The sequence below is a fragment of the Elusimicrobiota bacterium genome, from assembly GCA_026388155.1.
Classification (GTDB): Bacteria; Elusimicrobiota; Elusimicrobia; order Elusimicrobiales; family UBA9959; genus UBA9634.
The window spans coordinates 120,831-139,670 of record JAPLKI010000014.1 but is presented as its reverse complement, the minus strand read 5'-3'; the positions used below and the strand labels follow the sequence as shown (position 1 = coordinate 139,670).

17 protein-coding genes are annotated in these 18,840 nt (G+C 54.9%); 1 reads left to right on the top strand and 16 read right to left on the bottom strand.

The annotated features are described in order from the left end of the window. Positions 1–1,257 precede the first annotated feature (1,257 nt). A complete protein-coding gene (locus NTX59_06170; GenBank protein ID MCX5785255.1) occupies positions 1,258–1,716 on the top strand; it encodes a PaaI family thioesterase in 459 nt (152 codons plus the stop codon). 34 nt (positions 1,717–1,750) lie between these two features. Here NTX59_06170 and NTX59_06165 read toward each other — a convergent pair whose 3' ends face one another. From NTX59_06165 to NTX59_06090, 16 genes are all read right to left on the bottom strand, one after another. Beyond that, positions 1,751–2,287: a carboxymuconolactone decarboxylase family protein gene (locus NTX59_06165; GenBank protein ID MCX5785254.1), complete on the bottom strand. Its 537-nt coding sequence runs from the start codon at positions 2,285–2,287 to the stop codon at positions 1,751–1,753. A 54-nt stretch (positions 2,288–2,341) separates the two neighbouring features. Further along, positions 2,342–3,055, bottom strand: a complete 714-nt coding sequence (locus NTX59_06160) for a pirin family protein (protein MCX5785253.1) — start codon at positions 3,053–3,055, stop codon at positions 2,342–2,344. Position 3,056: 1 nt separating this feature from the next. Further along, positions 3,057–3,746, bottom strand: coding sequence for a CDGSH iron-sulfur domain-containing protein (locus tag NTX59_06155; GenBank protein MCX5785252.1), 690 nt, complete (start codon positions 3,744–3,746; stop codon positions 3,057–3,059). Beyond that, positions 3,727–4,098, bottom strand: coding sequence for a thioredoxin family protein (locus tag NTX59_06150; GenBank protein MCX5785251.1), 372 nt, complete (start codon positions 4,096–4,098; stop codon positions 3,727–3,729). Before NTX59_06150 ends, NTX59_06155 begins: the two co-directional genes overlap by 20 nt. 55 nt (positions 4,099–4,153) lie before the next feature. After that, entirely contained in the window at positions 4,154–4,735 is a 582-nt protein-coding gene (locus NTX59_06145; protein ID MCX5785250.1) for an ester cyclase, read from the bottom strand. A gap of 68 nt (positions 4,736–4,803) precedes the next feature. Beyond that, a complete protein-coding gene (gene mscL, locus NTX59_06140; GenBank protein MCX5785249.1) occupies positions 4,804–5,247 on the bottom strand; it encodes a large-conductance mechanosensitive channel protein MscL in 444 nt (147 codons plus the stop codon). A 24-nt stretch (positions 5,248–5,271) separates the two neighbouring features. After that, on the bottom strand, positions 5,272–5,994 hold the full coding sequence (locus NTX59_06135; protein ID MCX5785248.1) for a DUF481 domain-containing protein: 723 nt from the start codon (positions 5,992–5,994) through the stop codon (positions 5,272–5,274). A gap of 910 nt (positions 5,995–6,904) precedes the next feature. Then, the gene (locus tag NTX59_06130) at positions 6,905–7,342 is read right to left on the bottom strand and encodes a hypothetical protein (protein ID MCX5785247.1); all 438 of its coding nucleotides are present in this window, start codon (positions 7,340–7,342) and stop codon (positions 6,905–6,907) included. 369 nt (positions 7,343–7,711) lie between these two features. After that, on the bottom strand, positions 7,712–8,596 hold the full coding sequence (locus tag NTX59_06125) for a hypothetical protein (protein ID MCX5785246.1): 885 nt from the start codon (positions 8,594–8,596) through the stop codon (positions 7,712–7,714). Next, on the bottom strand, positions 8,590–9,663 hold the full coding sequence (gene rsgA, locus NTX59_06120) for a ribosome small subunit-dependent GTPase A (GenBank protein ID MCX5785245.1): 1,074 nt from the start codon (positions 9,661–9,663) through the stop codon (positions 8,590–8,592). Before rsgA ends, NTX59_06125 begins: the two co-directional genes overlap by 7 nt. Next, positions 9,660–10,700, bottom strand: coding sequence for a pyruvate kinase (gene pyk / locus NTX59_06115; protein MCX5785244.1), 1,041 nt, complete (start codon positions 10,698–10,700; stop codon positions 9,660–9,662). The genes rsgA and pyk overlap by 4 nt, the downstream gene beginning before the upstream one ends. A 99-nt stretch (positions 10,701–10,799) precedes the next feature. Beyond that, entirely contained in the window at positions 10,800–14,012 is a 3,213-nt protein-coding gene (locus tag NTX59_06110) for a bifunctional transaldolase/phosoglucose isomerase (GenBank protein ID MCX5785243.1), read from the bottom strand. A gap of 113 nt (positions 14,013–14,125) precedes the next feature. Next, complete coding sequence (gene rpiB / locus NTX59_06105; protein MCX5785242.1) at positions 14,126–14,575, bottom strand: ribose 5-phosphate isomerase B; 450 nt, start codon at positions 14,573–14,575, stop codon at positions 14,126–14,128. A 301-nt stretch (positions 14,576–14,876) separates the two neighbouring features. Next, positions 14,877–15,284: an RpiB/LacA/LacB family sugar-phosphate isomerase gene (locus tag NTX59_06100; GenBank protein MCX5785241.1), complete on the bottom strand. Its 408-nt coding sequence runs from the start codon at positions 15,282–15,284 to the stop codon at positions 14,877–14,879. Between the two features lie 686 nt (positions 15,285–15,970). Continuing rightward, positions 15,971–16,774 carry a hypothetical protein gene (locus NTX59_06095; GenBank protein MCX5785240.1) on the bottom strand — a complete coding sequence of 268 codons (804 nt, stop codon included), beginning with the start codon at positions 16,772–16,774 and terminating at the stop codon, positions 15,971–15,973. 78 nt (positions 16,775–16,852) lie between these two features. Further along, complete coding sequence (locus tag NTX59_06090; protein MCX5785239.1) at positions 16,853–18,775, bottom strand: BatD family protein; 1,923 nt, start codon at positions 18,773–18,775, stop codon at positions 16,853–16,855. Positions 18,776–18,840 lie beyond the last annotated feature (65 nt).

Genomic DNA, 18,840 nt, shown 5'->3' with positions numbered 1-18,840 from the left:
AATCCCTGAAACAGCAAAAAAAATAAATGCGGGGCCGTACGGCCTGCCCGGCAGGCCGGGAGCGGACGGGCGGCCCGGCCGCGCATAAGGAGGTGATGAATATGATTAAAAACTCCGTTTCCGCTGGAGCAGAGGGAGCCCGCAGCCAGCCCACCAATGGGCTGGCGTGTGGGCGAGCCTGCGGACCCTCCTGCGGCAAGCAGGGGAGGCCGCGCATCGTGGCCGACCGTGCGGCTATCGTGCGGTGCAGTGGAGCGGTGCGGGGCCGCGCATCGTGGCCACGCCCGCGACGACATCTCGCGGTCGCTTCAGGATCAAATGTAAAGTGAATTAAGTAACGGAAAGAGGGTCCGGTATAACCGGCCCCAGAGGTCATCCGAATGTAATAATGTGGAGTTTCTTATTCATAAGGTAAACGGATACCCTTAAAAGGGTTCGGGGTCCTGTCTGGGGTTTGGTTCCGCAAACGCGGGGTCGGGGCACACCGTGCCCGCCCCTCATCACTCGGTCTCGGCGCTACGCAAGCCGTGACCTCCGTGAAGGTTTGTTCCACCAAATCCCCAGCCACCCCTCCAAAATGCAAAGCCGGAAGAACCTTAAAATTATTATAACATTCCCCCACCCTTTTCATGACACATCACAATCACCCGCCCGGTGGAAAAAACAAATACTTTTAATCAACCGGTGGCCACCGGCTCAACTCTTCTGGTTCTGGAACATTAAAATTTTCGACAAAAAACTCCGAAATGCGGAATTTTAAGCGCCATTTAATTTTTTCCCTCTTCCAGGGTGGCAATAATTTATCAGTTAGTAGACTTCTCTTTGGTCGTCCAGAAGCTTTCAAAGATGTATCCGATTTTAAATCCGAGTGCCGGCTTCAGAGTCCCGGCTTTTCCCCCGCCCACGTTGTCCAGGTCAAGGTCGATAAGCCTATAGAAAATATCAAAGGTGAAGCCGGTAGGCGTATCAGCGAACTCATGGTCGTGTAGAGCATCCCGGCGGAAATCATGGGCGCGGCGTAAAGTGTCGTATCAGACAGCCCGAGGTCTGCATAAGCCTGGGCGGTGAAACGCAGAGGTTTCCCCTGCACCTTTGGCGTCCGTTATTCGCCGGCCGGCAGGCTTCGCATAATCTAGCAGTTTTTCTGCCTTTCTTGCACTTTCGGGGGTATCGCTATTCTCGCGGCCTGGCAGGCTGCCAGAAACTACGGGGCAGCCCGGCGGCTCTATTTTAGTAGAATAAAAGAAAGGTGAATTTATGAAAAAGCATCTCGCCTGGGTAAGGGATTATTTCAAAAAAAGCTCTCGCACGCCGGTGCTGGAAAACTTCCTGGGGCTGCGCATCACGGGGCTGGAAGAAGGGAAGGTAACGTGCGGGATGAAGGCCGCTCAACGGCACGGCAATATCTACGGCACGCTGCACGGCGGCACGCTGGCCGCCGTTGCGGATTTCGCCATGGGCGTGGCCTGCGTGAGTACCGGCCGGCGCGTGGTCACGATAGACATGAACATCAGTTACATAAAGAGCGCGCCCGCGGGCAGCAGCCTTACGGCCGTGGGCGAGGTTGTGAGCGGCGGCAAGAGGATAATGCGCGCGGAAGGAAAGATCTACAGCGGGGGGCAACTGCTGGCCAGGGCGCAGGCATCCTATTACGTTACCGGCGATTTTACCGCGGCCGATCACCCGAACGCTGCGCCGCACAAGAAGTCAGCATAGGGTATATTAATTATTCCAGGCTATCATGGCCGGTCTACCGCAGCGCCACGCGCGGGAAATCCACCTCGGTGCCGGCCACGAGGTTGAAATAATTGGTGAAGATGTTCGCCGCGACCATGGCGACTATTTCAAGTGCCTGCGCGCCGGTATAGCCGGCCGCGAGCAAAGCGGTCAGCTCCGCGTCGCTGACGCGCCCGCGGTTTTCCAGCAGCAGCCGGGCGAACTTCAGCGCGGCGGCCGTCTTGGGGTCTGCCGACTCGCCCTTGAGCGCCAGCGCAAGTTCCGCGTCGCTTATCTTAAAGTTCCGCCCTATGGCGGTATGCGCCGAAACGCAGTATTCGCAGCCGTTCGCCGCGCCCGTAGTAATCGCCAGTCGCTCGCGCAGCTGGCTGCCCAGGGAGGCTCGCGCCAGGGCGGCGCCCTGGGAAAGATACATCTCCAGCACGGCGGGGGCAGTGGCCATGGTGGCGTAAATGTTGGGGATACGCCCGACCTTGGCCTTAACGCTGTCCAGCTGTTCTTTTACCCTGCCCTCGGCTTTAGCCAGGTCCATTTTTTCTATCCTCTGCATATTGCCTCCAGGTTCCGCTATGAAAATGCGTAAAATTCAACGCCGGTCACGCCGTCATTTCAGCGGGACGTCCATCAGCAGTATTTCAGCCTCCGTTACCGCTTTAATGGAAATCTTATCCGTGTCCCAGACGCCGAAACCGTCGCGGGCGTTCAACATCTGGCCGTTTATCGTCATGTCCCCGCTCAGGATAAAAGCGTAAACGCCGTTGGCTTTGGCTTTGACAGCGTAATCGACGCCCGCGCCTTTCTCGAATTTCCCTATGTGGAACCAGGCGTTCTGGTAGATCCAGACCCCGGCGCTCTCTGGGTCGGGCGAGAGTATCTGCTGCAGTTTATTCCGGCGGTCGGCCAGCTTTAAAGTGATCTGGCCGTACCGGGGAACCACGTTTTTCTTGTTCGGGAATACCCAGATCTGCAGAAATTTAACCGGCTTATCTTTATTGGCGTTATATTCGCTATGCGTTATACCCGTGCCGGCGCTCATAACCTGCACGTCGCCGTGTTTAATGGTGCTGACATTCCCCATGCTGTCCTTGTGCACCAGGTCGCCTTCCAGCGGAATGGAAATTATCTCCATGTTCTCGTGGGGATGCGTGTCGAACCCCCTGCCGCCTTGCACTATATCGTCGTTGAGCACCCGCAGAACGCCGAAGTGCACCCGTTCCGGATCGTGATAATCGGCAAAGCTGAACGTGTGCCTGCTGTGCAGCCAGCCGTGATCCGCGTCCCCCCTGGTTGCGGCCTTGTGAAGAATAGTTTTCGCCATATTACTGTACTCTTTTGTCGCCGTCCTTGAACGGCATGTGGCTGCCGTCGCAGAAGGGCTTGTTCGCCGAGCGCCCGCAGCGGCAGAGCGTAACGCGGTTGCGCTTCTCGTAAGTGAAGCCTTTCGAGGATTTTACAGGTATCCCCCCTTTCACCCACAGCGGCCCGCTGGCCTTGCGGTACGGGTCCTCCACCAGGCTGATGCCTGGCTTGAGCGGCGGGTCCAGCGGCCGGCCTGTAGCGTTATCTATGGCGGTCAGGCGCCCGGACGGGCAGTCGCAGGCTTCGCGGACGGCCGCGGCCCTGGCCTTCTTGTCGCCGGAGCGCTCGGTCAGCGTCCAGGCGTCGCCGGCTCTGTGGCAGAACAGGCCCACGGTGCAGAGCACTTCGGCGTCGGCCAGCGTCAGCGCCGGCCCTTTATAGATAACGGCCTGGCGGGCGTAAGGTTTGCGCGAGGCGGTCTCGCCCCCGTTGAATTTTACCGCTTTATGCGTGCCGTCGCAGAACGGTTTACCCGCCGAGCGGCCGCAGCGGCACAGGTGGTAGACCTTGTCGTGGCGCAGCGCGGGGCCTTTCTTCCACTTCTCTGGGACGCCGTCCCGGCTGGAGATCGCTACGGCCTTGTCCAGCGGCACGGGCCCTGAAACCTCGTAGGGGCCGTTCTTAAGTATCTTAATGCGGGTTTTCTTCATGGTCCTCTTTCCTCCCGGCCGGGGCACGGCATTCCTTGCAGCTTTGTATGAAATCCAGCAGCATATGCTCGCGCAGGCCCTCGCCGGGGATGCCGTCGAGGCGCGCATACTTCGTCCCTTTTTTGAAAAGTATTACGGTCGGGAAGGTCTCTATCGCGTAGGCGTCCTCGGTGCCGGCTACCTCGTCGGCCAGCACCCGGTAGCAGCCCTCGCCGCAGGCGTGCTTTTCGTACACGGGCAGGAACGCCCTGGAGAAAGGGCACCAGGAAGCGTAGAACAGCACCAGCGCTTCCTGGCCGGCCCCTATCAATTCGCGCAGAAGCTTGTCGTCTTCTATCAGCGTGCTCATCATTCTCCCCTCTACTTTTGAGCGGGCCGGGGAGGAAGCCCCCCCGGCCGCGCCGCCGCTATTTGCCAAGACCTATCTGTTTCATGTAAGTGGCGTTGTCCCAGTACAGCCACTCCTCGGTCATTACGCCGTTGACCCAGTGCCCCACGGTGCACATCGGGACATTAAACTTCTTGCCGGTGGGCGGGATGAACTTGCCGCCGCCTATGGGCATCGGCTTGGTGAACGTGCCCAGCATAAAGCCGGTCACGCAGGTCCATTCCTTGCTGCCGAAGCGGATCGGGTGCTCCACTATGCGGGTGTCGGGCGCGTAGACGAACAGCGCCTTCAGGTCCTCTATATGCTTGTCAATGCCGTTGGTGTGGTGCCCGTCAGGCCAATTTACCACCACGTCCTTGGAGTGGCTCTCGTGCAGCCGCGCCCATTGCTGGCCGCTGAAGACCTTGAAGTCGAGTTCGTCGAACGTCTTCAGATTCGTTTCAACGGTGCCCATCTCGTCGGTGATCTTCTGCATCTCGTCTATTTTCGCCTGCATCTCGGCAGAATAGCCTTCTTTCTTGCCGCAGCCGGAGAAAGTCCCTATCGCGACGGCCGCCAGCACCGCCGCCAGGCCTATGCCGGTCCTTGTTACTTTGTTCATTGTGTTTAGCTCCTTTGCACTTATTCAGCAGACTTCTAGTTTTATGTTGTTCTTCATTTTAGTTTCCTTTATTTGAGGTCCGAGGCGCAGTGGGCGCACTTAACGGCCTTAAGCGGTATGACGGAAAGGCAGAGCGGGCATTCTTTGGTGGAAGGCGCGGCCGCCGGAGCGGGTTTCTCGAACTTGGATTCCAGCTTCTTGATCTGGCTGATCAGCAGGAAGATGGCCCCGGCCACTATCAGGAAGTTGATCACGGTGTTCAGGAACATGCCGTAGTTGATGGTGGCGGCGCCGGCCTTCTGCGCTTCCGCGAGGCTCGCGTAAGCCGTGCCGGACAGGTTGATGTAGAGGCTGGAGAAGTCCACGCCCCCGGTCAGCCTGCCTATGGGCGGCATCAGCACGTCGCCCACCAGCGAGGTCACTATCTTGCCGAAGGCGCCGCCTATGATCACGCCCACGGCCATGTCCACTACGTTGCCGCGCATGATGAATTCTTTGAAGTTCTTAAGCATTTGTCTCTCCTTTTATTCTTGCGGTCAAAAGTTAACTATTATCGCCATGGAGGTTATGGTATCCGTCTTTTTGAAACCTATGCCGGGGTTGTTGGATAATTTCCAGACATAGGAGGTCTTAAGCGTGAAGTGGGTGGAAATGGACGCTACCAGGGCGGTTTCGGTGTTCATGCGGTAGCCTTTGGAGTCCTGCATGTCGCCGATGTATTCACAGTCCTGGCTGGCGTTCGCCGTGGCGGAAAGGGTCCTGATGTATTTGGCGTAGGCGCGGTAGGTGCCGAAGGAGCGGTTGGCCGACTCCAGGCGGTCCTCGATGATGTAGCCGCCGCCGGCTTCCGCGAAGAGATTGTCCTTTCCCTCGCTAAGCAGGTGGCGCCCTACGCCCACGCCGAAATCGTAGCGGTCTTTTATGCCGGCAAAGCGGTTCTTGTCCCAGCCGGCTTTTTCGAAGGCGTAATTCTTCCCGGTGAGCTTGAAGCTGACCTTTTCCGAAGCGTTGTACTGTTCGGCGGTCACGGTGTTCTTGCTCTTGGTCCCCAGCCCCCCCGCGACCACTTCCAGCGCGCTCTTGCTCCAGTCGTAGTTGAACAGGTTCTTGGCGGCTATGGTGGAGGTCTTGGAGTTGCCCGAGGTCTGAACGGACGAGAGCTCGGCGGCGTCTTTCCACTTTTTCGGCGCCGAAACGTCCTGGGCCATGGCTGAAGACGCAAAGAAAACCACTACGGCGAGCATCGCTATCCTTTTCATATATTCTCCTTGTAATCTAGTCCTGCCTTTCGGTATTAAACAAAATATTTCCGACATAATAAAGTAATCCAGTGTTACTCAAATTTTTTCCCTTCGCAAAGGGGCGGCGGCCATCGCGAGGCAAGCCGCGACTGGCCTTGGCCTCTCCTTATTTTCTTTGCAGGTTTCCCCTCTACCCACGGGGGCTACATGATAATAACAGAAAAGCCCGCCAGGGCGAGCGAACGGCGAGCCTGGGCGGGTTTTTAATAAACCAAGGTGCCCCCGTTTAAATTCCCCTCCCCCCGGTGGCCATAATTTAAAAATAAGAAAAAAAATAAATTCTGCGCTGTACGGCCTGCCCGGCAGGCCGGGAGCGGCCCTTGCCAAGGCCCTGTTGAGGGCCGGCTGGCCGCGCCGCGTGGCCGACCGTGCGGCTATCGTGCGGTGCAGAGGAGCGGTGCGGGGCCGCGCTGCGTGGCCACGCCCGCGACGGCTTCGCGCGGGCTCCAAGATCAAAGGTAGAGGAGTTTCAAGAACTGAAAGAGAGTCCGGTAAAAACGGACCCAGAGGTCATCCGAATGTAATAATATGGAGTTTCTTATTCATAAGGTAAACGGATACCCTTAAAAAGGTTCGGGGTCCTGTCTGGGGTTTGGTTCCGCAAACGCGGGGTCGGGGCACACCGTGCCCGCCCCTCATCACTCGGTCTCGGCGCTACGCAAGCCTTGACCTCCGTGAAGGTTTGTTCCACCAAATCCCCAGCCCACCCCTCCATAACCAAATTGTCCGGAAGAACTTTGTAAAATTATTATAACATTCCCCCGCCCTGTTCATGACACAGCGCAATTACCCGTCCAATCCCCAAAAAAGCCTTCTCCGCCCCTTTGGAAGGAGCGGAGAAGGTTGTGTCCGAGGCTGTCAGATTGGCTTACTTCTTTTTGGGGGAGGCTTCCGGTTTCTTTATCATTTCTTCCGGCATCGGCTGGCCGGGATGCATCATTTGCATATTATGCATCATGGGCATATCGCCCGGTTCACCTTGCTCCATCATTTCAGCGCCGGGGCAGCGGCAGTTATTGCGTTCCATTGCCATTCTGGCGTGGCTGGCCAACCCGCAGAGAATTCCCAGCAGACCTACAACTATAAAGGCCCAGCCCAGTATCTGCCCGGCTCTTTTTACGTATTTGGCGGTCTCTTTGGCGGAGTGCTGCAGAACCCAGTAGCCAAGGGCCGCCAGCAAGGCGTACAGCACCACGGCCATATGTGTTCCCATTTCGAAACCGCCGCCATGCATTCCGCCGTGCATCCCCATGGGCTGCGCAGCTGCCGGCGCAGCCAGCAGTAAAAGTACTGTCAATAATTTCATAATAATCCTCCTTAACTTAATATGTTCCAGTTTACGATATTTTCGCTTAAGATACAAAACCCCCTCTTCATCTGGAAAGTGCGTTGTTTGGGGATTTTTGCCGAATTGACTGGCGGATAGGTTGTAAAAAATGACGGCACTCCTAACCCGAATCCAGTTGAAGGATTCGCCCGAAGGGCAGCTCTTTTGCCCAATGATTCGTAAATCATTGGGCAAAAGGGCTGGGTTACCCCGCCCTTTTACGGTCATAGTGCAATTATTGAGTGCATATTTCTGTTCATTCCGCATTTTGCGTGCACCGGCGCAACTCACCATCGGAAAAGGGCGGCCCCTCTGGGGCGAAAGTTGCAGTCAACTGCAACTTTCGGGCTAATGTATAAGTTGAACCGTGCCGTATTTATTTTGGGGCTCGGCCTTGCCCGCGTCTCCAGATGTGGCCGGCTTTGACAGCGCTTCTCCCTCCAAAAGAAAATCAACACGGTATCCCTCGCCTGAAATAGTCGTTTTCTTGTTCAGCGTCAGTGTTTCCTCATTCTGCATCTGAACAGGGCCGGCTGCGCCGTTAAGACCTTGCTCGATCTGGTACTGCAGGCTGAAGCCCGGGCCCTCTTTGGCCGGCGTAAAGAGACTGTTGAGAATGAAGCCGTATTTACGGCCGCCTTCCCTGATCGAGTCAACCACGTTGGATTGGACCCCGGACTTGGAAATAAGCCTGCACTGCTGTCTGGAGTTTCCGGCGGATACATTTGCTGTAAGGCGGTAATTTGGAAGGCCGGCCGCTTTCCACGCCGCATCCCGCGCCTTTTTCCCCTCGGCCCCTTTGGCATCCATGGCAAACTTCACGGTCCAGGGGCCGCATTCTATGGCTGTCAGACGGTCTCCCGGCCGTATAGCCACCTCGCTTTGGCTCTGTACAGACCGGCCCTGGCTTTCGGGCCCGCCGGAGAGTTCCACCTGGTATTGCAGAACCAGCAGGTCAGGGGTTTCACGGTTCAGAAGCGCGTTGAATATCATCTGTTTCCTGTCCCCGCCGTTTAAAGCATTCACCGGGCCGACATAGTTGGCCTGACTGCCTTCCGTAATACTGACCGTCTGCTTATATGCGGTCTGTTTGTTTATGATGCGCACTTCAACGGAATGCTGTCCGGCGGCAAAGGCCGAGCCGGCGCCGGTAAGCAACAGCGCGAAGGATGTTAACATTATATGCATGGCGGGCGTATTAAGAATATGAGAAAGCCAATCCCGGTTCACCACTTGCCCTCCTGGCGGTTTTTGAAAAAGTTTTTCGCCGCCTTGGATATTTTTTTTGCTCTGGTTTTGCGTTTAAGCTGTTCGGTCAGATCTGCCCTGGTTTTCTGATGCGCGGCTTCTTTTTTCATCTTCAGATAATTAGTGTAGCGGGCCCGGGCCAGAATGCCCGACTCCAGCGCTGCGAGCACCGCGCAGCCGGGCTCGGTTTCATGGCCGCAGTCAGTAAACCTGCAGTTAAGGGCCAGATCTTCGATCTCGTTGAATGTCTCTTTAAAGCCGGCGGGCGCGTCCCAGGCTTCAAACTCCTTCATGCCGGGAGTGTCTATAAGGAGCGCTCCTCCCGCAAGACGCAGCAGGCGCCGGGTGCTTGTGGTATGCATTCCTTTGGAGTCGCTTTTTCTTACAGCCGAGGTTTTCTGTTTTTTTGCGCCCAGATTGTTGATTATTGTGGATTTCCCTACGCCGGAGGAGCCGATGAAGGCGATTGTTCGGCCTTTCGCCAGAAAGGGAGCGAGCCGGCCGTAACCGCGCAGCGAAATGGAATCCAGAATTATCACCGGGATGGAGGGGGCCAGCAGAGAAGCTTCTTCGGCGCGCTTTTCGGCTTCGGGGCAGAGGTCCGCCTTGTTGAGTATTACTACGGGCGCCGCGCCGCTTTCCCGGACCGCCACCAGAAAGCGCTCCAGCCGGCGAAGATTGTAATTGCCGTCCAGGCTCTGCACGATAAATACCGTGTCCACATTCGCCGCTATGGGTTGTTCGGCTTCTTCTTCGTCAGTCGCTTTCCGGGAAAGCTTGGATCTGCGCTTCAGCACGGCCTGTATCGGCAGTCTTTCCGCTCCCGGGTTATCCGAGAGCAGCACCCAGTCTCCCACAACGGGCATTTCACCGGTTGACGCCGCCGTGTGCCTGAACCGGCCGGTAGCAGAGGCGAGCGCTTCCCCGCGGGCCAGTCTAACCTCGTAGCAGCCCGCGTATTCGGCCGTAATTCTGGCCGGGATCAGGCTGGAGCCCGCGGTCTCAAGCTGCCGCTGGAAAAAATCGTCCCAGCCGAGGTCTTCAAGTTTCATTTATGATTAGCTGCGCAGTTGAATTTTCCCCCGTTTTGTTCGGTATATTTTATTATCTGGTTCATCACGCGCACGGCTTCCACCGGGTGTTTTCCCGCGGCCGTTTCGGCGGAAAGCATTACGTAGTCCGTGCCGTCAAGCACGGCGTTCGCAACGTCGGATACTTCCGCCCGGGTGGGTATCTGGTGTTCCGTCATGGATTCCAGCATCTGCGTGGCGGTTATTACGGGTTTTCCCGCTAAATTGCATTTTCTGATTATGCGCTTTTGCAGTATGGGCACTTCCCAGACCGGAAACATTACGCCCATGTCTCCGCGCGCCACCATAATGCCGTCAGCCGCTTCAATAATTTCGTCCAGGTTCGCGATAGCCTCGCACGCTTCTATTTTGGCGATTATTTTGCAATCCGGCAGCAGAGGCTTCACCAGGCGGCGCACGGCCAGCACCTCGGCCTTTGAGCGCACGAAGGACTGGGCTATGTAATCGCAGCGTTCGCTCACGCCGAATTTGATGTCGGCGCGGTCCTCTTCCGAAAGCAGCGGGAAATCCAGGCTGGCCTCAGGGATATTTACGCCCTTGCGCTCCAACAGCCGCCCTCCCGCCGCCACCTCGCATTTAAGCGAGTCGCGGCCGACGGCATTTACCTTAAGGGCTATGTTGCCGTCGTCAATGTAGATAAAATGGCCTTTTTTTATCACCTTAAGCGAACCTGAATAGTCAAAAGGAATTTCGCCGGACTTGGCGGTTGTCCGGGCCTGGACTAAAGCGACAGCCTGCTTTTTTTTCAATTCAACCGGCGCGTTAAGCCGCCCTATTCTTATACGGTTGCCTTTGAGGTCCTGCAAAACGCGGATATGGCGGCGGTATTTTTTATTCAGAGCGCACACCAGGCGGATATTCGCCGAGTGGGTCTGCGCCGTGCCGTGGGAAAAATTAAGGCGCACCACATCCAGCCCGCAGACCATCATCTGCCGCAGTATGCCTTCGGCGGAGCTGGCGGGGCCAAGGGTGGCGACGATCTTTGTTTTTGGCGTCATAGGCCTATTCTATGATAAAAACATGCAACAAAGAAAAAACCGCCCCATGGAAAGTTATAATGCTTTCCTGAAAAAGCGGTTTTTTCTGCGTTATTTTTTTTAAATAACTTTGCAGCGGCGTCTTTTGGAAACAAGGTATTCGCCGTTTTTCTTGTGCATCCTGGCCACAAGCTGATGCGTGCCGGTCGTGAAATTACTCCAGTCAAACCACCAGTATCCCACCGAGTGCCTGCAGTTCTGCCAGGGCTGGTCATCTATGGATATATCCATGCCGTTGCATTCATTCGCGCCTATGCGCACGCAGTAGTGCCTTGAAGTTATGTTTTCAAGGTTTTTCGGATGGTCTATAACCACGTACTCGTTCGAGTTGGTCAGGTTGGTTTTCGTGTTGTTTTTCGTGTTGGCTGTTTTTGTCGCTGTTTTAGGCATTTCTCTCTCCTCACCTTCGGTCTTTTCACTGTCGGGGTTGTCAGCAGGCCTTCCTACTTTTAAAATTCTTTCGCTCAGGTAACTTAAAGATTTGGCGAGCGGATGTTTAAGGTGAAGCCTTAACACGCGCCTGTTCTTCGAATCAAGGGCTTGGAAATCCCCCATCGCCTGCGCCATTTCAAGCTGCCAGAAAGTGTATTTTTCCCCTGCTATACTTATATCTTTTTGCGCCTGGCTTGTCAAGATGATAAAGAAGGCGTTGTCCGGGCCGCCTTTATGCAGCTGGCCGGAAGAATGCAGATACCTTGGGCCGTAGCTCATAAGGGTAGCCGATGAAGTGTAGTTTTTAAAGCTTTCCCTCAGCTTTTTAAGTTCCGCGTCCACTTCGGGGGTATTGGGCAGGTATGCCAGCAGGCCGATATACTCTTTTTCCTTCAGGGCTGAAAAAAGACACCAGAATATGTCGTCATATTTGGCTATACAGTCCCCGTCGCACGAGTTTTTAAGCGTTTTTGAAATGAACACGGAGAGCCTGTCGCTGGAAAAATCCGGTTTGGGCGTTGTGAGCTTTCCTCCGGAAGAGATCTTGGCGAGCGCGTTCATGGTAAGGATCTTTGCCTCCTGCACATTGGGCTGGTCAAAAGGGTTAATGCCAAACACGGCTCCCGCGGCCGCTGTGGCTGTTTCCCAGCGGAAAAATTCCCCCCCCAGATCGTAGGGGTCGTTTAAGACAATTTCATAAACCGGGTGCCCGGCTGCCTTGACGGCGGAAAGCTTTGCTTCCGTTTCCGGCTCGCTTTCGGAGGCCAGACGAGTGCGCACGAAAAACCTGTCGCTTTGGTACTTATCGGGTTCAGAAAGCTCTTCCTGGCAGACCGGCACCACGCCCTTGCCTTCCTTGCCGGTGCTCTCGGCCACAAGCTGTTCCACCCACAGGCTGAAGACTTCAAGTTTTTTCGGCATGACAAGGGTGAGCTTGTCTTTGCCCTGAAGCGCCAGCGCGCCCATCATGGCGCCCAAAAGCGCGCCCGGATTTTTTGCCGTTTCACCCGTTTTGCAGAGGTCCGCCATGTTTATGGCGCGCGCCAAAAGCTTTCTTATGTCGGCTCCGCAAAGCGCCGCCGGCACCAGGCCGAAATAGGACAGCGCGGAAAATCTGCCTCCGATATCTGAGGGATTTATGAAGATCTTGCGGAACTTTTTATCTTTCGCCAGTTTTTCAAGGCCCGTGTCCTTATCTGTTATGGCTATAAACTGTGAGCCGGGTTTGGGCGTTTTGCTTTTTTTAAGGAGTTCCCAGAAATATTTGAACTGGCTGGAGGGCTCTATGGTGCCGCCGGATTTGCTGGCAAAAATGAACAGCGTTTTTTTAAGGTCTATCTCCGCGCGCGCAAGCGCTATCTGAGCCGGGTCCGTGGTGTCCAACACCAGAAGTTTCGGATACTTCGGGTTCTGGAATACGCTGCGCAGCACCTCGGGCGCGAGGCTTGAGCCGCCCATGCCCATAAGCACCGCGTGGGTGAAGCCCTCCCTGCGTATTTCAAGGGCGAAGCTCTCTATTTCGCGCGTTTTCGGCAGCATTTTGTAAGGGATATCCAGCCAGCCAAGGGCGCCGGCTATCTGTTTTTTGTGCGCCGCGTCTTTTTTCCAGAGCTCCGGGTCTTTCAGCCAGAGCCGGCCGGCGAAATTGGAAGCGGAAAGTTTTTCCAGCGTTTCTGAAAAGTCCCCGCCGGGCAGTTCGTTGTTAGATGAGGGCGGCGCCCCGAAGGTTAAAGCGGCATTCCGCTTTACCTCAATGCTTGAAATAACTGAATTGTAAGCGCGCTCAAATTGCTCCACTCCGTCCGTTTCAAGCTTATCAAAAACATCTTCCATATTTATGCCGAGTCCCTTTAGCGAGGCCAGCCGCCTTTTTGCGGCCGCTGTGCGCTGTTCCAGCGGCTCTGTGTTGGCGTGGCCGTGGTCAAGCCAGGCCTCAAGCGCGGCCTCCGGCAGCGTGTTTACCGAGCCGTCAAGGGCCAGCTCGTCGGAATAGAGGGTGTCTTTGTAGGCCGGATTTTTTACGCCTGTGGAGGCCCAGAGTATGCGCTGGCGGGCCGCGCCGGCGGCTTCAAGCTCCCTGAAAAGCGGGCCTGAAAAAAGCAGGAGATAAGTTTCGTAGGCCGCGAGCGAAGTGCTTACGGCTATCTTTCCTTTAAGCGCCGCCGCGGCCGATTTTCTCTCGGGCGCGGGAGTTTCCTCAAGAAGGCGGTCCATGGCGGTGTCTATGCGGCTCACAAAAAAACTGGCCACCGAAGCTACGCCTGCGAGCGGAAGACCGTTGTTCCTGCGCCAGACCATGGCTTCCAGGTAAGTTCTGGCGGTTTTTTCGTAGCGCTTGACGGAAAAAATAAGGGTGAAATTCACATTCACGCCTTTTTTAAGGAGCGCGAGCCCGGCTATAAGGCCCTCCTGGGTAGCCGGCACTTTTATCATGACGTTTTTTCTGCCTATCTTTTTAAACAGGCGCTCGGCTTCGAACTCCGTGGCTTCGGCGTCGTTGGCGAGCAGCGGTGAAACTTCCATGCTGACAAAACCGTCGGTTCCGCCGGAGGCGTCGTAGGTTTCCCGAAAAATGTCGGCTGCGCGCTGGATATCCTCCACCGTCAGGGCTTCGTAAATTTCCGGCGCGTTGGCGTTGCCCGCTACAAGGGCGTTCAGCGTTTCTTCGTAAATGGAGGACTGTAAAATGGCTTTTTCGAAAATAGAGGGGTTTGAGGTCAGGCCTTTTATGCCGGAGCCGGCTATAAGCTTTGACAGGCCCCCGCCTGTCACCATGTCCCGCCTGATATTGTCAAGCCACAGGCTCTGGCCGATAGTTTTTGTGTTCGCGCTGAATTCCATATTTCCCCCAGTTTAGTGCTGAAGAACTAGAAGCTCTGAAGCGCTGAAGTTACGGAGTGCTAAAGTGCTGAGGGAAAAAACTTCCAGGCTTCCAAACTTCAGCGCTTCAGACTTCAGCTCTTCTTCTCCAAGGCTGTTATTTTTTCAAGCCGCCGCTTGTGTCTTTCCTCTCCCGAGAATTTCGCGGCAAGGTAGGCCCGGGTCACATCGGCCGCGAGCTCAACGCCGATCACGCGCGAGCCCAGGCACAAAATATTTATATTGTCATGCTCAACGCCCTGTCTGGCGGAATAGGTGTCGTGGCAAAGTCCGGCGCGTATGCCGGGGAATTTGTTGGCGGCCACGCAGGCGCCCACGCCGCTGCCGCAGACCACTAGGGCGCGTTCGGCGCGGCCGGCTTTTATTTCCAGGGCCGCCTTTGCCGCGAAGTCCGGGTAATCCACGGGCTTTGAGGCGGAATCTGTTCCAAGGTCGGTCACTTCATGGCCCAGGTTTTTTATCAGGCTCTTTAGAGTTTCTTTAAGTTCAAATCCGGCATGGTCGCTTGCAATAGCAATTTTCACGTTATCCTCCGCATGTCAATTATATCCATAAACAGGGTAATCGTTTGCCATAAGCCGGAAGCCATAGGCAGAATTGCTTAGGGATTTAATCCTAAAAATTCTATCATTTTGGCGCGGATTATTGCTTAATCGGATAGCTTTAATCGCGCCCCCTAGCTTGGCTTACCTTAAGGTTTGTTGGATTTAAACCTTCTTGCAGGTCGGTTTCTTTACCCGGCCTTTTATTCCTTCGCCGGGGCCGCTCGAAAGGGCGGCTGACGCGGCGGCCATTGCGTAAGGCGCGGTTTTTTAAGTTTTTCTTTCAGCGGCTTTCCGCTCCCGAGAACTTCGCGGAAAGGTAGGCCCGTGTCACATCGGACGCGAGTTTCGCGCCGATCACGCGCGCGCCCAAGCATAAAAAATTTATATTGTCATGCTCAACGCCCTGTCTGGCGGAATCGGTATTGTGGAAAAGTCCGGCGCGCACGCCGGGGAAGGTGTTGGCGGCAACGCAGGCGCCCACGCCGCTGCCGCATACCATAAGGGCGCGTCTGGCGTGGCCCGACGTTATCTCACTCGCGGCTTTTGCCACGAAGTCGGGATAATCCACGGGTTTTGAGGCCGAGTTGGTTCCGAGGTCGGTCACTTCATGCCCCAGACCGCTTATCAGACTCTTTAAAATTTCTTTCAGTTCAAATCCGTCATGGTCGCTTGCAATAGCAATTTTCACTTTATCCTCCGCATGTTAATTATATCCATAAACATGGGTAATCGTTTGCCATAAGCCGGAAGCCATAGGCCATAGGCAGAATTGCTTAGAGATTCAATCCTGAAAATTCTATCATTTTGGCGCGGATTATTGTTTATAAGGTATCCCTTTATCGCGCTCCGGGAAACGGGCCGGGCAAGGGGCTGCCCATTCCGCCGCGTAGGAAACCCTCCCGTGGTTTCCCCCCGAAACGGGGCCCCCCATCCGCTATGCGGCTCCAGAGCAGCCCCCCGTCCGGTCCTATGTCGCGCGTGGTCTAAACCTCGTTTTTATATATGTGTCCCACCCTGTTTTTGGTACTTCCGAATTTACCCACCCGTAGGTAGCCGCCATCTTTATCACGGCGTAACACATGTTTTTGTCCTAACACAGTATAGTAAAAAACTATATTGTACATGCCTTACAGGGCGGGATATTCAAGTTATGATTGGGTGGGGATAGTTATATTATTTTTCTGGCAAAGCAATAAATTTAGGTGGGATAGTTGGAGCGGGTGCCGGGGGCCTGGATTAGCAAAACCCTCCGGAGCCCGAGACTTGCATAGCGGCGAGGGCGAGGATGGGAAGTGCGGCCACGGTGTGGCCGACACTGGTTTTGCGTTCCAGGCCCCTGGCAGGCCCCGCGAACGTCAGTTTATTGGAATGGTATTAAATCTTCTGCAGGTCGGTTTTTTTTACCCAGCCTTTTATTCCTTCGCCGGGCAGGCCTATTTCGTAATAATCCTCATCCGCCTCGTCCATTATTTTTACAAGACGGGCCTCCGGAAGAGTGGCGTAAGCCTTGAATTTTTCGCCGGGGCCGCTCAAAAGAGTGGCTGGCGCGGCGGCCACCGCTCCGTTCGTGAACGGCGAGCTGTCGCGTATCCCGATCCAAAGCAGAAAAAAAAGGCACGCGGCGGCCATCACATAAGGAGCGGTTTTAAGTTTTTCTTTCAGCGCCGTTCCCGCGAGTGAGCGCAGCGCCCCGATAAAACAGGCCAGCCAGAAAAAAATTATCACGAGGGCTTTAAGCTCAAGGTCTGACAAAAGATAATAAACATAATGAAGAGACCTCGGCACTCCGTCCGGCACTAGCGCCTGGCCGGTCTGCTTCATGGCATATTCAAGGTTGGCCCGTATATCCGGGTCCCTGGGCAGCAGTTTAAAGGCTTTGGCGTAGTAAAGCACGGCGAGCCCCTGCTTGTTTAATCGGAAATAGGCGTTGCCGGCGTTATAAAAAGCGTAAGGGTTCGTGCCTTCAGTTTCGGTCATCTTGATGTAGCCATCAAGCGCCTCCTGGTATTTGCCGTTCTTATACATGTCGTTCAGTTCGGCCAGTTCATTCTTATCGTAGGCGGAGGCCTGAAAAGAAAAGGCGCAAAGGCAGCATAACAGCAGGGGATAGGGGCTAAGGGATAGGGCAGAGCGCAAGCTCAACTTGAAGACATTTTTTAAACCATTCGGTAATTTCATGAATTTGTTTTTCTTTCAGTTCTTCTCTGAGCCCTCTCCCCTAATCTCCAGCCCCCAGCCCCTTAAACGATAACGTACTCATTTCTTTTTAAACTCCTTCTCCAGCATTTCGATCAGGACGGTATATTTGGTTATCAGATCCTTGGCGTTCTGGGCGGTCAGGGAGGACGGAGAAAAATGGAACATCTCAAGCTGTTCCCAGAAGGCCCTTATTTCCTCCAGATGGTATTCGTCCGTGCGCGGGAAGCGGTCTTTTATAAGCTCCCTGGCCTGGCGTGTGGTCAGGGCGCTTACTTTTTTCCCGGTTTTGTCCGAGAGATATTCCATAAAGGAATCGTAGAGCACGGACACGGCTTCTTTTAACCTGTTCGCCTTCAGTTCGGTTTCGGCCCGGCTGATGTCCTTGCCGGCTGTCGCTTTGGCCCGCCGGAACTTGAAGATCTGCGGATTGCGCAGGCGGAAGCTTTGAATGTTCGAGAACCAGAGGCTTAATAAAAGCGCGGCCGCCGGCAATAAATTAAGCCACCAGGCCATGTTGAAAAGGGCCCCGGCCGCGCGCGCGACCGCGGGCGCCGCGGCCGTGTCGCTTACATATCTGATGTCCGAACCGGTGGCGGACACGGCTTGGGTTCCGGGCTGCGTAAAATTAAAATTTTTGGCGTCCGAATCGCCTTTTTCCACTTTCAATTCCAAAGGTTTTGTCTCAATTTCGCGGTAGGCGTTCGCCTCCGGGTCAAAAAAAGCGAATTTTACAGGTGAAATACGGGCGGGGCCTTCGAAACGCGGCACAATGACGGTGGTGAAAACTTTTTTACCGCTTATAATATCGTCACGCTTGTTTATGTCAAGCGAGCTCATCGTGTCAAAAACTTTGAACCCCGCCAGTTCCGGCAGCTTCGGCGCTGTTACGGTTTTAAGACTGCCGGTGCCGCTTACTGTCACCGAAAGATTGACCGCTTCCCCCGCTTTGACCTGTTTACGGTCAAGTTCGGCGGAAATAGTGTAGTTGCCGACCGCTCCTGTAAAAGACACAGGCGCTCCGTCCGGCAGCGGAAGAATATTCAGCGTCAGGTTTTCTGTTTTTAATTCCTTTGTCGCGCCCTGGGAGCCGTTCATGGAGAAGAATTTCTGGAAGAAATTCGGGTCAAAGGGGTCTATCTGTTCATCCGATTGCAGCTGGGCAATAACCGAGGCCGGGCTTATAGAGGCCGGCCCGGGCGACAGGCCAAACAGAGCTGTCTTGATCTCGCTGAACGAATAGCGTACGCCCTTTATTGTGACTTCTCCGCTCCTTACGGGAGGCAGATCCTCAAAAAGCAGGTTCTTATAGGCCGGCGGCAGATATTGCGGATTTGAGGTAAGAGGCATAGCCGTGTAAAATCTTATAAACAGGTTGATCTGCTGGCCGGGATAGGCGGTTTTCCTGTCTGTCTCGGCTTTTAAAAAAATAAGAGAGTCGGCTTTAGGAGCTTTCCCCTGCGGGGCCGCGCGTCCCGCGGAACCTTGCTGCGGCGGAGCGCTCGGCGCCGGGTTTGTCTGCCTGGCGGCCCTTGATTTGGTGACGGTTATTTCAATTTCAGGCGTCATGGCTTTTTCACGGCCGTTAAACGCCGAAATAGCGGGTATTGTCTGGCGGCCGATGAAGCGCGGGGTAAGTATATAGGTGAATGAGACCGAAGTGGATATTTTTCCGTTAATAATGGAAATATTCTGGCTCCGGCCGGAGGAATAGGCGTTGAAATTGAATACCGCGGGCAGCACGGGCTCCGGAACGCTCGCCGAATCGGCGCTTATCGTGACGGTAAGGTAAAGGTTTTCGGTGATTTCAAGTTCGGTCCTGTCGGTTTGCGCCGAAATACTCAGGGCCGCGCGCGCGCTTTGAGCGGCAAAAAGCGGGAGGACAAATATAAGGGCGGCCAAGGGCAGGGTAGAGGGTAGAGGGAACAGGGTAGAGCAAAAAACAAATTTAAAGACTTTTTTTAGACTATTCAGGAATTTCATAAATTTGCTGTTCTTTCAATTCTTTTCTTTGCCCTAGCCCCTAACCCCTCTATGCTGACGTGCTG

Excerpts from the sequence above, each read along its gene's own strand:
- NTX59_06165 (MCX5785254.1), bottom strand. The coding sequence starts at position 2,287 with ATGCAGAGGATAGAAAAAATGGACCTGGCTAAAGCCGAGGGCAGGGTA.
- rsgA (MCX5785245.1), bottom strand. The coding sequence starts at position 9,663 with ATGAAACTTGAAGACCTCGGCTGGGACGATTTTTTCCAGCGGCAGCTT.
- NTX59_06150 (MCX5785251.1), bottom strand. The coding sequence starts at position 4,098 with ATGATGAGCACGCTGATAGAAGACGACAAGCTTCTGCGCGAATTGATA.
- NTX59_06130 (MCX5785247.1), bottom strand. The coding sequence starts at position 7,342 with ATGAAATTATTGACAGTACTTTTACTGCTGGCTGCGCCGGCAGCTGCG.
- NTX59_06095 (MCX5785240.1), bottom strand. The coding sequence starts at position 16,774 with ATGAAATTACCGAATGGTTTAAAAAATGTCTTCAAGTTGAGCTTGCGC.
- NTX59_06160 (MCX5785253.1), bottom strand. The coding sequence starts at position 3,055 with ATGGCGAAAACTATTCTTCACAAGGCCGCAACCAGGGGGGACGCGGAT.
- mscL (MCX5785249.1), bottom strand. The coding sequence starts at position 5,247 with ATGCTTAAGAACTTCAAAGAATTCATCATGCGCGGCAACGTAGTGGAC.
- NTX59_06145 (MCX5785250.1), bottom strand. The coding sequence starts at position 4,735 with ATGAACAAAGTAACAAGGACCGGCATAGGCCTGGCGGCGGTGCTGGCG.
- pyk (MCX5785244.1), bottom strand. The coding sequence starts at position 10,700 with ATGACGCCAAAAACAAAGATCGTCGCCACCCTTGGCCCCGCCAGCTCC.
- NTX59_06110 (MCX5785243.1), bottom strand. The coding sequence starts at position 14,012 with ATGGAATTCAGCGCGAACACAAAAACTATCGGCCAGAGCCTGTGGCTT.
- NTX59_06090 (MCX5785239.1), bottom strand. The coding sequence starts at position 18,775 with ATGAAATTCCTGAATAGTCTAAAAAAAGTCTTTAAATTTGTTTTTTGC.
- NTX59_06170 (MCX5785255.1), top strand. The coding sequence starts at position 1,258 with ATGAAAAAGCATCTCGCCTGGGTAAGGGATTATTTCAAAAAAAGCTCT.
- NTX59_06135 (MCX5785248.1), bottom strand. The coding sequence starts at position 5,994 with ATGAAAAGGATAGCGATGCTCGCCGTAGTGGTTTTCTTTGCGTCTTCA.
- NTX59_06155 (MCX5785252.1), bottom strand. The coding sequence starts at position 3,746 with ATGAAGAAAACCCGCATTAAGATACTTAAGAACGGCCCCTACGAGGTT.